The sequence below is a fragment of the Xylophilus sp. Leaf220 genome (assembly GCF_001421705.1).
GTDB lineage: Bacteria > Pseudomonadota > Gammaproteobacteria > Burkholderiales > Burkholderiaceae_C > Xylophilus.
This window is the reverse complement of the sequence record NZ_LMKO01000011.1, coordinates 36,048-49,534: the sequence shown is the minus strand read 5'-3', so window position 1 is coordinate 49,534 and position 13,487 is coordinate 36,048. Positions and strand designations below refer to the sequence as shown.

At 69.6% G+C, this 13,487-nt stretch carries 13 protein-coding genes; 8 read left to right on the top strand and 5 right to left on the bottom strand.

Annotation, left to right across the window (positions count from 1 at the left end):
* Window positions 1-265 precede the first annotated feature (265 nt).
* Window positions 266-1,849 carry a GGDEF domain-containing protein gene (locus ASE76_RS08870; protein WP_055837912.1) on the bottom strand — a complete coding sequence of 528 codons (1,584 nt, stop codon included), beginning with the start codon at window positions 1,847-1,849 and terminating at the stop codon, window positions 266-268.
* Between the two features lie 277 nt (window positions 1,850-2,126).
* On the opposite strand from ASE76_RS08870, the gene ASE76_RS08865 reads away from it, so the two are divergent.
* Window positions 2,127-3,905 carry a methyl-accepting chemotaxis protein gene (locus tag ASE76_RS08865; RefSeq protein WP_055837907.1) on the top strand — a complete coding sequence of 593 codons (1,779 nt, stop codon included), beginning with the start codon at window positions 2,127-2,129 and terminating at the stop codon, window positions 3,903-3,905.
* A gap of 39 nt (window positions 3,906-3,944) precedes the next feature.
* On the opposite strand, the gene ASE76_RS08860 is transcribed toward ASE76_RS08865, so the two are convergent.
* Both ASE76_RS08860 and ASE76_RS21155 read right to left on the bottom strand, forming a co-directional pair.
* Window positions 3,945-4,616, bottom strand: coding sequence for a glutathione S-transferase (locus ASE76_RS08860; protein ID WP_369793397.1), 672 nt, complete (start codon window positions 4,614-4,616; stop codon window positions 3,945-3,947).
* Window positions 4,607-4,807, bottom strand: coding sequence for a hypothetical protein (locus tag ASE76_RS21155; protein ID WP_055837902.1), 201 nt, complete (start codon window positions 4,805-4,807; stop codon window positions 4,607-4,609). The genes ASE76_RS08860 and ASE76_RS21155 overlap by 10 nt, the downstream gene beginning before the upstream one ends.
* Window positions 4,808-4,900: 93 nt before the next feature.
* On the opposite strand from ASE76_RS21155, the gene ASE76_RS08850 reads away from it, so the two are divergent.
* Together ASE76_RS08850 and ASE76_RS08845 are read left to right on the top strand one after the other, a co-directional pair.
* Window positions 4,901-5,119 (top strand): SlyX family protein, encoded by a 219-nt coding sequence (locus ASE76_RS08850; RefSeq protein ID WP_055837898.1) that lies wholly within the window; start codon window positions 4,901-4,903, stop codon window positions 5,117-5,119.
* A 129-nt stretch (window positions 5,120-5,248) separates the two neighbouring features.
* Window positions 5,249-6,490, top strand: coding sequence for a GAF domain-containing sensor histidine kinase (locus ASE76_RS08845; RefSeq protein ID WP_055837922.1), 1,242 nt, complete (start codon window positions 5,249-5,251; stop codon window positions 6,488-6,490).
* 28 nt (window positions 6,491-6,518) lie between these two features.
* Here ASE76_RS08845 and ASE76_RS08840 read toward each other — a convergent pair whose 3' ends face one another.
* Window positions 6,519-7,460, bottom strand: coding sequence for a LysR family transcriptional regulator (locus tag ASE76_RS08840; protein WP_055837895.1), 942 nt, complete (start codon window positions 7,458-7,460; stop codon window positions 6,519-6,521).
* A gap of 111 nt (window positions 7,461-7,571) precedes the next feature.
* Between ASE76_RS08840 and ASE76_RS08835 the strand changes: the two genes are divergently transcribed.
* From ASE76_RS08835 to ASE76_RS08820, 4 genes are all read left to right on the top strand, one after another.
* Window positions 7,572-8,510 (top strand): dihydrodipicolinate synthase family protein, encoded by a 939-nt coding sequence (locus tag ASE76_RS08835; RefSeq protein ID WP_055837892.1) that lies wholly within the window; start codon window positions 7,572-7,574, stop codon window positions 8,508-8,510.
* Between the two features lie 110 nt (window positions 8,511-8,620).
* Window positions 8,621-9,586: a tripartite tricarboxylate transporter substrate binding protein gene (locus tag ASE76_RS08830; RefSeq protein WP_055837889.1), complete on the top strand. Its 966-nt coding sequence runs from the start codon at window positions 8,621-8,623 to the stop codon at window positions 9,584-9,586.
* Between the two features lie 4 nt (window positions 9,587-9,590).
* Window positions 9,591-10,274, top strand: coding sequence for an SDR family NAD(P)-dependent oxidoreductase (locus tag ASE76_RS08825; protein ID WP_369793396.1), 684 nt, complete (start codon window positions 9,591-9,593; stop codon window positions 10,272-10,274).
* A gap of 45 nt (window positions 10,275-10,319) precedes the next feature.
* Window positions 10,320-11,483, top strand: a complete 1,164-nt coding sequence (locus tag ASE76_RS08820; RefSeq protein WP_055837883.1) for a mandelate racemase/muconate lactonizing enzyme family protein — start codon at window positions 10,320-10,322, stop codon at window positions 11,481-11,483.
* A 4-nt stretch (window positions 11,484-11,487) separates the two neighbouring features.
* Here ASE76_RS08820 and ASE76_RS08815 read toward each other — a convergent pair whose 3' ends face one another.
* Entirely contained in the window at window positions 11,488-12,390 is a 903-nt protein-coding gene (locus tag ASE76_RS08815; protein WP_082448228.1) for a LysR family transcriptional regulator, read from the bottom strand.
* 94 nt (window positions 12,391-12,484) lie between these two features.
* Here ASE76_RS08815 and ASE76_RS08810 point away from each other — a divergent pair, with 94 nt between their 5' ends.
* Window positions 12,485-13,477 (top strand): tripartite tricarboxylate transporter substrate binding protein, encoded by a 993-nt coding sequence (locus ASE76_RS08810; protein WP_055837881.1) that lies wholly within the window; start codon window positions 12,485-12,487, stop codon window positions 13,475-13,477.
* Window positions 13,478-13,487 lie beyond the last annotated feature (10 nt).

Sequence of the window (13,487 nt, the reverse complement as noted above, 5' to 3'; positions counted from 1 at the left end):
AGTCCGGCGCAGCCGGACCGCCGCAGCGGGGTCGCCTTTCTTTGGTTCCTTTCTTTGGCGAAGCAAAGAAAGGGACTCGCCCGCGGGGGCGAAATCCCCGCCTCCGGACCCAAAACAGGCAATGCAGCGATAAGCAGCAGCGACACACAAAAGCCGGGCGCGGCCCTCACCCCAACCTCTCCCAGGGGGAGAGGGGGCAAGATACAGCAGCCAGCCAGCCAGCCAGGCCAGCCAGGCCAGGCCGGACTACGCCGGCCACCCACCCCTACGCCAACATCACCCGATTCTTCCCCGCCTTCTTCGCCAGATACATCGCCTGATCCGCCCGCTTCAGCGCATCCCCCGGCGTATCGCTGGCCGACACCGCCGACACCCCCGCGCTGAAGGTGATCAGCACCTTGTCGTTGTTCGCCAAGAAGAAGCGCTTTGTCAGTTCCCGCTGCAGCCGCTGCAGCACCGCCACGCCCTCGGCCGGCGGCGTGTCCGGCATGACCACCACGAACTCCTCGCCGCCATAGCGGGCCAACGTGTCCTGCGCCCGCAGCGATTCGCGCGCCACCTGCGCCAGGTGCACCAGCGCCGCGTCGCCGCTCGCGTGGCCCAGCCGGTCGTTGATCTGCTTAAAGTTGTCGATGTCGAGCAAACCGATGCAGACGGCGGTGCCGGCCCGGCGGGCACGGGCCACTTCGCGGTCGGCGGCTTCGTCCAGACCCTTTCGATTCAGCGCGCCGGTCAGCGGATCGTGGCGGGCCTGCGCGCTGGCGTTCTCCAAGGCTTCCTGCAGGCGGCCGATCTCGGCCTGGGTGGCGGCGGTCTTGTCCTGGAGCGACTGCAGCTCGTCGCGGTGGACCCGGCTGTCGAGCGCCATCGCGCGGGTGGCGGAGATCACCTCCTGGAGCACCGGCGCCATCTCCTCCAGCGAGCGCACCGCGCCCAGCCGGTCGGCGCACTGTTCGATCTTATCCTGGTAGACGCCGCTCGATTCGGTCATCTGCGAGAGCCGCGCGATGAAGCTGGCCAGCATGTCCTTCATCTGCGCCTGCGCATCGAGGCTGCGCTGGCGCGATTCGGACTGCTTGACGATCACGTCCTTCAAGCGCTTCTGCAGGTCGTCCAGGCTGCGCAGCGTCAGGGGCGGCTCGGCGGCGGCCTGCAGCGCGTCGGCCTGGCCCTTGAGCCAGCGGTCGTCCAGGCTCAGTTCGCCGATGTTCTGGAAGATCAGTTGCAGGGAGGCGAGCAGCCCGGCGCGGATAGCCGACTGGTCCTCGGCCGCGAACGAGAGCCTAAAGCCCAGGTCGGCCAGCATGGGCTGCAGCACCTGGGCCGGGGAGGGCGCGCGCAGGGCCTGCAGCAGGGTGTCGGCGGTCTGCTGGAGCCGGGCGTCCTCGGTGCCGAGGGCGGGCATCACGTTCTCGACCAGGCGGGCGATCTGCTCCAGCAAGGCGGCGGGCAGGGTCTCCACCGCCGCCGCCGGCGCAAGCTCCACCGGGGTGTTGGCCGTACTGTCCACCGCCGCCTCTGCCGCGGGGGAGACCGCGGTCGTGTCCTGCGCGGCGGAGGCGCCCAGGCCCAGCTGCGCATAGCCGGCGATGGCGCGCTGCAGGTCGGTCCAGCTCTTTTGCTGCACCGCCGCGTCGAACTGGGTCAGCAGGCGCTTCTGCACCGGCGTCTGCCCGGGCAAGGCACGGGCGATGCGGCCCAGCGGGCCGTCGGGAAACGGCGCGGGCGTGGCCGCGCCGGCGATCTCGTCGTAGAGCGCCTGGTAGTTGTCGGGGGACGGGGCGAGTTTGCGGGCCGCCAGCAGCTTGAGGGTGTCCCGGGCGATCTCGGAGGGCGGGCGTGCAGGCATGGCGGTGTGGGGAGCGAGATATGTAACGGGAGGCCTGGCAAGTGTGCCAGACCAGTCTGTATGGAGGCAGCCGAAGAGGGTCGGCCTGAAAAGGCCGCAGGAAAGTTTCTTGGCCTATATAAACCCAGGTAATAAACCGAAGAACTTACAAAAGTTGCATCAAACTGACAGACGTACTGGATGCATGCCAACCGCTATGGCCGTTATTGGCAACTTGCACCCCGATCGAACCGGTGGAAGAGGACAATGCAAAAACTGTAACTTATTGATTCGCCACATGAACTCCTTCAAAAATATGAAACTCGGCACGATGCTGGGCATGGGTTTCGCCGCCGTGATCCTCATGGGCGTTCTGGTTGCGGGTTACGGCCGGTTGCAGCTCAACTCGGTCGGCGACGAGATCAAGCTGCTCGCCGACGATCGCATCGTCAAGGTGCTCCAGGTCCAGGACATCAAGGACAACCTGAACGTGGTCGCGCGTGCGGTGCGCAACATGGCGCTCTTGACCGACGCCGCGCAGATGGAGGCCGAGAAGAAGCGCACGGCCGAGGCACGGACCGCCAACACCGCCACGATCGCCGCCTTGAGCAAGACCATCACCTCCAGCAACGGCCGCGCACTGCTGGCCGAGGTGGAAAAACTGCGCACCCCCTACAACCAGACGGTCGACAAGGCGATGGCGCTGGCGATCGGCGGCAAGCGCGACGAAGCGCGCGACGTGCTGCTCAACGAAGTCCGGCCGACGCAGAGCGCCCTCTTCGCGTCGCTGGAAACGCTCAACAAGTACCAGCGCGAACTCATGCAGTCGGCGGTCGACCAGTCCGAGCGCAACGCCGCATCCGCCGGCCTCACCATGCTGGTGGTGGCTGCGCTGGCGGCAGTGCTGGGCGCGCTGCTGGCCTGGGCGATCACCCGCCGTGTCAAGGTGCAGCTAGGCGGCGAGCCCGCCTATGCCGCGGCCATCGCGCAGGAAGTGGCGCGCGGCAACCTGGCCGTCGACGTGCTGCTGAAGAAGGGCGACAGCACCAGCATGCTGGCCGCGATGGAGCTGATGCGCGGCAGCCTGAGCCGCGTCGTGAGCGAAGTGCGCCAGGGCAGCGAATCGATCGCCACCGGCGCCGGCCAGATCGCGACGGGCAATGCCGACCTGAGCCAGCGCACCGAGGAGCAGGCCTCTAACCTGCAGCAGACCGCCGCCTCGATGGAGGAGATGAACTCCACCATCAAGCAGAACGCGGAGACGGTCCGCACCGCGACGCAGATGGCGCAGTCGGCCAGCACCACCGCCAGCCGCGGCGGCGAGGTGGTCGGCGAGGTGGTGCGCACGATGGAGGACATCTCGGCCAGTTCGCGCAAGATCGGCGACATCATCGGCGTGATCGACGGCATCGCGTTCCAGACCAACATCCTGGCGCTGAACGCGGCGGTGGAAGCAGCCCGTGCGGGCGAGCAGGGTCGCGGCTTCGCGGTCGTGGCATCGGAAGTGCGCAGCCTGGCGCAGCGCAGTGCGACGGCGGCCAAGGAGATCAAGACCCTGATCGGCGAAAGCGTGGAGAAGGTCGACGCCGGCACGCGCCTCGTGGGCGAGGCGGGCACCACCATCGGCGAAGTGGTCGATCAGGCCCGCCGCGTGGCCGACCTGATCGGCGAGATCGGTGCGGCGACGCACGAGCAGTCGCAGGGCATCTCGCAGGTGAGCGACGCGGTCAACCAGCTCGACCAGGTGACGCAGCAGAATGCCGCGCTGGTCGAGGAATCGGCCGCCGCGGCCGACAGCCTCAACCACCAGGCCGCACGCCTGGTCGACGTGGTCAGCGTTTTCAGGCTCGATGCGTCGACGGCCCAGGCCCTGATCCAGGGTGTGCAGCAGCGCAGCCGCGGCGCCCTGCCGGCGGCACCGGTCCGGGCACCAGCGGTGCAGGTCCGCAAGCCGGCCGTGCCCACGTTGTCGGTTCGCACCGCTCCTGCAGCGGCTGCCGCAGCGCCCCGCGCGGTGCCTGTCGCCCGGTCCACGGCGGTGGCGGGTGCCGCAGAGGACGACTGGGAAAAATTCTGATCCCTGCGCCGGCCGCGCACCGCGCCAGGCGCCCGGCGTTTAGCCTGCCGGCGGGAACCAGGCGGTGCCGGGACGGCCGTCCCACGGCGGATAGCGGTGCATCGTCCGCACGAACGCCGCGCTCCCGCTCCATTCGGCCAGCCAGGCGTGGAGGTGGGGCCAGGGTTCCGCCGCGAAGCCATCGGGCGCGACCATCGCGAACTGGCGCACGAAAGGCAGGATGGCCGCATCCGCCAGGCACGGGCGGTCGCCGAACAGATGCGGCGCGGTGCGCAGGCGCTCCTCCAGCGTCTGCAGCCAGGCCGCGCCGACTCCGCGCGCGTCCGTGCCGGCCGGCAAATCCGTCGGCCGGTTCGGGTACTTGAAGGCATCGAGCGCCGGCTTGAAGACCGCGTCGCACGCATCGACCAGCGCCCACACCGCGTCCAGGCTGCCGCACGCGGGCTGGAGCCACCGGGCCGGATCGTGCCGCTCCAGCGCCCAGCGCATGATGGCCAGGCTCTGGTCGATCACCCGGCCGTCGGCCAGCACCAGCACCGGTACCGTGCCTTTGGGCGATGCGGCCCACAGGGCTGCCGGCTTGTCGCGCAGCACCACCTCGCGCAGTTCGCACTGCACGCCGCCGGACAGCAGCGCGGCCCGGGCCCGCATCGCATACGGACAGCGCCGGAACGAATACAGGACGGGCAGGGGCTGCGCGTTCAGTTCCACGGCACCGCGCCGGGGCCCGAGTCGTCGGCGTCCTCGGCCATCCGCTCGCGCAGGGCGCGCTCCGCGTCGGCCAGTTCCCGCTCGCGGCGCTGGCGTTCGGCCGGCGCCAGGTTCGGCAGGTCGCGCGCGAACTGCTGGCTGATCCATTTGAGCTTGAGCGCGAGCGATGCGGCGGTGTCGGGCGTGGTCATGCGGCTTTCGGGGGCGGAAAGGCGGATTAGACCATCGCCCCCTCCACCGGCGGGGCGTCCTTGGGCGCATGGAAACTGCGGTCCAATAGCCGCATGGAACAACTGCACGACATGGCGGGCCGCCTCGACGCCCTGGAGATGAAGGCGAGCTTCGCCGAAGATTTGGTGGACGAACTGAACCTCGTCGTCTACCGCCAGCAGCAACAGATCGACCGCCTGCTGCTGCAGGTGCAGCACCTGCAGCAACAGACGCCCGACGGCGGCACCGGCGCCGCCACCAACCTGCGCGACGAATTGCCGCCCCATTACTGAGAGCGGCTTTGCGGATGTCGACACATTCGATTCCAGCTGTAAACCGAGTAATAATGTGTTTCTTGATGTTCAACGTCGGGTCATAGGCGCATCGGGTGTGCGGTGGCCGACACCTATCGGCCCCTCACCATGCAAGACGACAGCGCAGAGGCGATCGCACGCGACATCGCCGCCATCGGCCGGATCAGCGCGGTCCCGTCGCTCCTGAAGATCGTCTGCCAGTCCACGGGAATGGAATTCGCCGCCATCGCGCGGCTCACCGACAGCCACTGGACGGCCTGCGCGGTGGAAGACCGCGGCGCGCTCGGAGTGTGCGTGGGCCAGCAGTTCCCCGCCGCGGCGACGCTGTGCCACGAGGCGCGCGTCGCCCGCCGGCCGGTGGTCATCGACCATGCGAGCCGCGATCCGCGGTACTGCGCACACGCCGGCCTGCAGACCTTCGGCATCGAGCGCTACATCTCGGTGCCGATCGTGCTGCCCAGCGGCGAGTATTTCGGAAACCTCTGCGCGATCGACCGGCAGCCGGCCACGGTACCGGGGGCCCAGACCGTCGGCATCGTGATGGCCTTCGCCGAACTGATCGCGGCCCAGCTGCAGAGCGAGCGTGTGCAGACACAGACCGCTTCGGCCCTGAAACGCGAGCAGGCGCTGGCCGAGCTGCGCGAGCAGTTCATCGCGGTGCTGGGCCACGACCTGCGCAATCCGTTGAGCACCATCGCCATGATGGCCGAGTTGCTGCGGCTGCGCACTGCGGATCCGGTGCTGGTGAAGATGGGCGACCGGCTCGACGTGAGCGTGCAGCGCATGCTGCGGATGATCGAGGACATGATGGATTTCGCGCAGGGCCGGCTGGGCTCGGGCATCCAGCTCGACGTGCGGATCGATTCCTTCCTGGCCGACAGCCTGCGCGACCTGGTGGCCGAACGGCGCGCCAGCTTCCCCGAGCGCGACATCGAAGACCGCATCGGCCTGCTGGGCCCGGTGCGCTGCGATCCGCTGCGGGTGCAGCAGATGCTGTCGAAACTGCTGGACAACGCCCTGCGCTACGGTGCCGCAGAGCAGCCGATCCGGGTCGACGTGCACACCGATGCCGACATGCTGCATATCGAGGTGGGTAACGGCGGGCGGCCGATCCCCGCGCTCGACATGCCCCATCTCTTCGAGCCCTACTGGCGGCCGACCGCCACCCCGCCCGGCGGCGGCGTGGGCATGGGGCTCTATCTCTGCGAGCAGATCGCGCGGGCGCACGGCGGCACGCTGGAGGTGACCTCCTCGGCCGCGCGGGGCACCTGCTTCCGGGCCCTGCTGCCGCGAACGGCGACCGAGGGCCTGCTGGCGCGGGCGGCCGAGGACGGGCGCGAGGTCGGCTGACGAGGGTCCGCGCTGCGGCGGCCTGCGCTCAGGCCCCGGCCGTCGTCGCCAGCGTCCAGAGCGCTTCGGCCACCGGCGCCATCTCGGCGCGCTGGCGGTAGAGCCGTATCTCGATCGGCAGCTGCCACTGCGCGCCGCCCGCGTCGACCAGACTGCCGCGGGCCAGGTCTTCCGCGACCAGGCTGCGCGGCAGCCAGGCGATCCCCCGGCCCTCCAGCGCCATCGTCTTCAGTAGCACCGCATGGTGGGCGGTGAAGACGACCGCGGCCTCGGGCAGGGTGGGCGAGGGCGCATCGCCGAGCGCGCCGCGCATCCGGGCCCGCATGATGCGGCCCAGGCCGCTGGCCTCGCTGTAGGCCAGCACCGGCGGCGGAGCCCCGGCACTGCCGATGGCATGGCGCGGCCGCCCGCCGGCTTCCGCTGCGCTCACCGGCAGCAGCAGGTCGTCTGCCAGGCGCACCACCGGGTACTGCGCCTCGTCCAGCCGGCCCGGCGCGTCGGGGTGGCCGTGGCACAGCAGGAACTGCACCCGGCGCTGCAGCACCAGGTCCTCGCAGGCCTGGGAGCTGTCCGACACCATCTGGATCGGGCCGACCTGCAGCGCCGCCTCGACACCGCCCAGCCAGCGCGGAAAGAAGGTGAGCGACAGCACATGGGTGGCGGCGAAGCGCAGGCTGGCCGCGGCGATGTCGTGCGCGGCGCGGGCCTTGATGCGGGCCGCTTCCAGCCCGGCCAGCACGTCTTCGAGCAGCGGCAGGAAGCGCTGGCCGGCGGCGGTCAGGGCGGCCGGATGGGCGCTGCGGTCGAACAGCTCCACGCCTACCCAGTCCTCCAGCGCGCGGATGTGGCGGCTGAAGGCCGGCTGGGCGATCGAGCGGGCCTCGGCCGCGCGCGAGAAGCTGCCGCTGTCGGCCAGCGCCAGGAAGTCCTCGAGCCATTCCAGGTCGAGCGGTCGGTTGCCGGGGCCCATGCGTGGGTGCTCTGCGATAGATGTATGCGATTCGGGTATTGGACCGGCGCGGCCGGCGGAGCAATCATGCGGCCTGCACACCCAGCAGCCCTTGCACACCGGAGACACAGCATGCCAGCCATCGCGAATTATCGCGGGATCATCCCGGCGATTTCCTGCCCCTTCACCCCCGACCACCGGATCGACGAGCCCGCGCTGCGCAAGCTCGCCTCGTGGCTGGCGGGCCACGACGGCGTGGTCGCCATCATGACCAACGGCCACACCGGCGAGGTGTTCTCGCTCACCCCCACCGAGCGGGCCGAGGTGACCCGCATCGTCGCCGACGAACTGAAGGGCCGCTGCCCGGTGATCTCGTCGATCGTCTGCGAAGGCCTGGCCGAGGCCGCCGAGCACGCCCGCCTGGCCAAGGCCGCCGGCGCGGTGGCGCTCGACGTGATGCCGCCGCACCACTGGCTGCGCTTCGGCTTCACGCCGGGCCACGCATTGCAGTACTTCGACGCGATCCACAAGGCCGCGCCCGACCTCGACCTGGTCTGCCACGTCTACCCCGCCTGGACCCGCGCCTCCTACTCGTCGCAGCTGCTGGCCGAGTTGGCCAGGCTGCCGTACCTGCAGGCCTTCAAGGTCGGCCAGCGCGACATGAACAAGTACGCCCGCGACATCCAGGCGATCCGCGAGGCAGACGCCTCCAAGGCCATCCTCACCTGCCACGACGAGTACCTGCTGGCCTCGATGGTGCAGGGCGTCGACGGCGCGCTGGTCGGCTTCGCCACCTTCATCCCGCAGCTGATCATCGACCTGTGGAACGCGGTGAAGGCCGGCGACCTCAAGAAGGCGATGGAGGTGCAGGCGGTCATCACGCCGCTGAAGGACGCGGTCTACGGCGGCGGCGAGCCCACCGGCGAGGCCCATGCCCGGATGAAGGGCGGCATGTACCTGGCGGGCGTGATCGACGACGCCACGGTGCGGCCTCCTACCGAAGCGCCCAACGCGCAGGAGGTGGCGGCCCTGCGCGCCGCCGTGGAGCAGGCCGGCTTGCTCAAGCGCTGAATCCACGGCCGGCCGCGGCCGGCCCCCGTGCGGCAGGCGGCGACGCATGCCGCGGGCTCTGGGCCTTCCGGCCGCAGCGCATCGACATCGATAAAAACAGGAGACACCGCATGCAACGCAAGACTTTCGTCAGAGCTGCCGCAGCCGCACTCGCTTTGGCCGCCGCCGGCGCCGCCTTCGCCCAGGCCTACCCCTCCAAGCCGGTGCGGGTGGTGATCCCGTTCCCGCCCGGCGGCACGCTCGACACCGTCGGCCGGCAGCTCGCGCAGAAGCTGGGCGAGCAGACCGGCCAGAGCTTCGTCATCGAGAACAAGCCCGGCGGCAACGGCATCATCGGCGCCGACATCGTCGCCAAGTCGCCGGCCGACGGCTACACGCTGCTCTTCAACGCCTCCACCTTCACGACGGCGCCGATGACGATGAAATCGGTCCCCTACGGCGTGGTGAAGGACTTCACCCCGGTGGCCCTGGTCGCCAAGGCGCCGCTGTCGGTCGCGATCAACAAGAACCTGCCGGTGACCGACATCAAGTCGCTGCTGGCCTATGCCAAGGCCAATCCGGGCAAGATGAATTTCGCGGTCGGCTCGGTGGGTTCGGCCGGCCACCTGGCCACCGAGATGCTGAAGCGCGCCGGCAACCTCGACTACCTGATCGTCTCGTACAAGGGCACCGCGCCCGCGTTCCAGGACCTGATCGGCGGCCAGATCGACGGCTTCGTCGACCCGATCCTGGGATCGCTCCAGTACCACAAGAGCGGCATGCTGCGGGTGGTCGCCGTCACCTCGGCCAACCGCGCGCCCAACCTGCCCGACGTGCCCACCGTCGGCGAGACCATCCCAGGCTACGAGGCCTACAGCTGGTACGGCCTGTGGGGCCCCGCCAGGCTGCCGGCCGAGATCACCGCCCGGCTCAATGCCGAGGTCAACAAGGCCCTGGCCACCGACATGAAGGACAAGCTGCAGGAGCAGGGCCTGCTGCTCACGCCCGGCAGCGTGAAGGACTTCGAGAAGTTCCAGCACGACGACATGGTGCGCAGCCAGAAGATCGTCACCGAGGGCAATATCCGTGTCGAGTGACGCCTTGCACGCCGTCGTCACCGGCAGCAGTTCGGGCATCGGCCGCGCGATCGCCGAATCGCTGTTGGCCACGGGCTGGCGGGTCAGCGGGCTCGACGTGTCGGCCCCGGGCATCGTGCGTGCGGATTTCTCGCACGTGCAGGTCGACCTGGCGCAGGGCGACGAGATCGCCCGGGCAGCCGCCAGCCTGGGCGTGCCGGATGCACTGGTGCATGCCGCGGGCGTGTTGCGCGTCGGGCCGCTCGGCCAGCTGGACCTGGCGGGCGGCGAGCTGATGTGGCGGCTGCATGTCGATGCGGCCACCCGCCTGGCCGATGCGCTGGTGCCCGGCATGGCCGCACGCGGCAGCGGCCGGGTGGTGTTCGTCGGCAGCCGGGTGGCGCAGGGCATGCCGGGCCGCGGCCAGTACGCGGCGACCAAGGCGGCCCTGGTCGCGCTGGCGCGCAGCTGGGCGGCCGAGGTGGCGGACCGTGGGGTGACGGTGAACGTCGTCTCGCCCGCGGCCACCGCCACCGCGATGCTGCAGGACCCGTCGCGCGCCGCCAGCGCACCGCGCCTGCCCCCGATCGGCCGGCTGATCGCGCCCGCCGAGATCGCGGGGCTGGTCGGCTACCTGCTGTCGCCCATCGCCGCGGCCATCACCGGTCAGGACATCGCCGTCTGCGGCGGATCGTCACTGCCCCGCTAGCGCCAGCCATTCGTTTTTTTACCGCAGAGAAAGCACGCCAAGACCATGAAGATCGTCGACATCCGCGAGTCCACCCGCCCGATCAAATCGGACATCCGCAACGCCTATATCGATTTCTCGAAGATGACGCTGAGCCTGGTGGCCGTCGTCACCGACGTGATCCGCGACGGCCGGCCGGTCGTCGGCTACGGCTTCAACTCCAACGGCCGCTACGGCCAGGGCGGCCTGATCCGCGAGCGCTTCCTGCCGCGGCTGGCGGACGCCGACACGCCCTCGCTGCTCGACGAGACCGGCGAGAACCTCGACCCGCACAAGGTCTGGTCGCGGATGATGATCAACGAGAAGCCGGGCGGCCACGGCGAGCGCTCGGTCGCGGTCGGCACCATCGACATGGCCATCTGGGACGCGACCGCCAAGATCGCCGGCAAGCCGCTCTACCAACTGCTGGCCGAGCGCTACGGCACCGGCACGCCGAACCCGCGCGTCTTCGTCTACGCCGCCGGCGGCTACTACTACCCCGGCAAGGGCCTCGACGGCTTGAAAAAGGAGATGGAGAGTTATCTGGCGCGCGGCTACTCGGTGGTGAAGATGAAGATCGGCGGCGCCTCGCTGGCCGAGGACTGCGAGCGGATCGAGTCGGTGCTGAAGATCCTCGGCCCGGGCCAGCAGCTGGCGGTCGATGCCAACGGCCGCTTCGATCTGAAGACCGCGGTCGAGTACGGCCGGGCCCTCGCCCAGTACCCGCTGTTCTGGTACGAGGAGGCGGGCGACCCGCTCGACTACGAGCTGCAGGCGAAGCTGGGCGAGGTGTACCAGGGCCCGATGGCCACCGGCGAGAACCTGTTCTCGATGCAGGACGCCCGCAACCTGATCCGCCACGGCGGCATGCACAAGGACCGCGACTGGCTGCAGTTCGACTGCGCGCTCAGCTATGGCCTGGTCGAGTACCTGCGCACCCTCGACATGCTGAAGGAACACGGCTGGTCGCCGAGCCGCTGCATCCCGCACGGCGGCCACCAGATGTCGCTGGCGATCGCCGCCGGCCTGGGCCTGGGCGGCAACGAGAGCTACCCCGACCTGTTCCAGCCCTACGGCGGCTTCCCCGACGGGGTGGCCGTGCAGGACGGCTACGTCACGCTGCCGCCGCTGCCGGGCATCGGCTTCGAGGGCAAGGCCGACCTGATCGCCGCGATGCGCGAACTGGCCTGAGCCGCTAGCCCGGCAGGCGCGCGGCGGCCAGCTTCAGCGATTCGGCGAACGCCCGCGCGGCCGCTTTCGGTCGGGTGCCGGAGCGCGCCACCAGGTACAGGTCGAGGTGCGCCACCGGTTCGCGCAGCATCGCCACCGACAGGCCCTGGCGCAGGCATTCCTCCATCGCGAAGGAGGGCATGACCGCGTGGCCCAGCCCCGCCCGCACCATGCCGATGATGGTGCCCATCAGGTTCATCCGCAGCCGCTCTTCCGGCAGGCAACCGATGCGGGCCAGCTGCTTTTCGATCAGCACCTGGATCGGGTTGCCCGACGGCAGGCTCAGCAGCGCCAGGCCTTCGAGGCTCTTCCAGGTCTGGCTCTTGCCGAGGCCGCCGCTCGACGCGTTCGGCGGCCCGATGTGCATGAGCCTGAACCGGCAGAGCGGCTGGCGCGACATGCCCACGGCCGGCTTGACGAAGAAGCCCAGGCCGATGTCGGCGTCGCCCTGCAACACCGCCTTGCGCACGGTTTCCACCTCGACATCGGCCAGGTGGACCTGCACGCCGGGATGGGTGGTGCCGAAGCCGCGCACCACGTCGGGCAGCAGGCTGGCCGACACCATGGGCGTGGCCGCGACCGACAGGCGAGACCGCACCGCCGATTCGCTCCCGTCGATCACCGCGCCCAGCGAGCGCAGCTCGCCGATCACCCGCTCGGCCACCGGCTGCAGCCGCCGGCCTGCGTCGGTCAATGCGAGCGAGCGGGTGGTGCGGTCGAACAGGCGCGCGCCCACCTGGTCCTCCAGCTCCTTGACCAGCATGCTCATGCCCGAGGGCGACAGGCTCACCTGCTCTGCCGCCTTGGCGAAGCTCTGCAGGCGGGTGATCTCGAGAAATGCCTGGAGCTGGCGGCTGCCGATATTCATCAGTTTCTGTGACGAATTCATCAAAAATTACCGTTTGTTCGATGCCGGAGATGCCGCTGTAATTGTCCATCAACTTCCAGAGAGACAAACATCCATGAAGAATTCCAACGGGTCGTGCTCCTGCGTCCATCGCCGGCGGCTGCTGCTGGGCGGGCTCGCCGCGACGGTCGCGCCCTTCGCGAGAGCCCAGGGCGCGGGCGAGGTGCCGGTGCGCCTGGTCGTGCCGTTCACCCCCGGCACCGGCATCGACATGGTGGCCCGCCAGATCGCGGCGCCCCTGTCGGAGCGGCTGAAGCGGCCGTTCTTCGTCGACAACAAGCCCGGCGCGTCGGGCATCATCGGCACCCAGGAGGTGGTCCGCGCCGCGCCGGACGGCTCGACCCTGCTGGTCAGCGTCAACACGCTGGTGATGAACACGGCGCTCTACCCCAAGCAGGGTTTCAACCCCCTGACCGACCTGCAGGCGGTGAGCCAGACCAGCTGGGGCCAGCTGGTGCTGGTGGCCGGCCCCAACGCCAGGATCGAGTCGCTGAAGGACCTGCTCGACCGCGCCCGTGCCAAGCCGGGCGCGCTCAACTACGGCTCTCCGGGCCCGGGCACTCCCCACCACCTGGCGATGGAGCTGCTGAAGAACCGCGCCCGGATTTCGCTGACGCACATCAGCTACCGCGGAACCGCGCCCGCGTTGAACGACCTGCTGGGCGGGCAGATCGACACGATGTTCCTGCCGATCCACGTCGCGCTGCAGCATGTGAAGGCCGGCAAGCTCAAGGCGCTGGCGATCAGCTCGGACATGCCGCACCCGCTGCTGCCCGAGGTGCCGCCGCTCGGCGTCCTGAAGCTCGGCGACCTCAACGTCGACATGTGGTACGGGGTGTTCGCGCCCGCGGGCACGCCGCGGCCGTTCGTCGACCGGCTCAATTCCGAGTTGCGCGAGGTGCTCGCGCAACCGGCCGTCGCGAAATCCTTCGAGACCCAGGGCATGACCCCGGCGCACGGTTCGCCCGAGGCCTTCGGCAAGCTCGTCGCGGCCGATGCGCGGCGGTGGTCCGACCTGATCAAGGCCCAGGGCATCACGGCGGAATGACACACAACGA

Bases quoted from the DNA above. Each gene is read 5' to 3' on its own strand.
- ASE76_RS08820 (WP_055837883.1), top strand. From the start codon at position 10,320: ATGAAGATCGTCGACATCCGCGAGTCCACCCGCCCGATCAAATCGGAC.
- ASE76_RS08840 (WP_055837895.1), bottom strand. From the start codon at position 7,460: ATGGGCCCCGGCAACCGACCGCTCGACCTGGAATGGCTCGAGGACTTC.
- ASE76_RS08845 (WP_055837922.1), top strand. From the start codon at position 5,249: ATGCAAGACGACAGCGCAGAGGCGATCGCACGCGACATCGCCGCCATC.
- ASE76_RS08870 (WP_055837912.1), bottom strand. From the start codon at position 1,849: ATGCCTGCACGCCCGCCCTCCGAGATCGCCCGGGACACCCTCAAGCTG.
- ASE76_RS08815 (WP_082448228.1), bottom strand. From the start codon at position 12,390: ATGAATATCGGCAGCCGCCAGCTCCAGGCATTTCTCGAGATCACCCGC.
- ASE76_RS21155 (WP_055837902.1), bottom strand. From the start codon at position 4,807: ATGACCACGCCCGACACCGCCGCATCGCTCGCGCTCAAGCTCAAATGG.
- ASE76_RS08850 (WP_055837898.1), top strand. From the start codon at position 4,901: ATGGAACAACTGCACGACATGGCGGGCCGCCTCGACGCCCTGGAGATG.
- ASE76_RS08830 (WP_055837889.1), top strand. From the start codon at position 8,621: ATGCAACGCAAGACTTTCGTCAGAGCTGCCGCAGCCGCACTCGCTTTG.
- ASE76_RS08835 (WP_055837892.1), top strand. From the start codon at position 7,572: ATGCCAGCCATCGCGAATTATCGCGGGATCATCCCGGCGATTTCCTGC.
- ASE76_RS08865 (WP_055837907.1), top strand. From the start codon at position 2,127: ATGAACTCCTTCAAAAATATGAAACTCGGCACGATGCTGGGCATGGGT.
- ASE76_RS08810 (WP_055837881.1), top strand. From the start codon at position 12,485: ATGAAGAATTCCAACGGGTCGTGCTCCTGCGTCCATCGCCGGCGGCTG.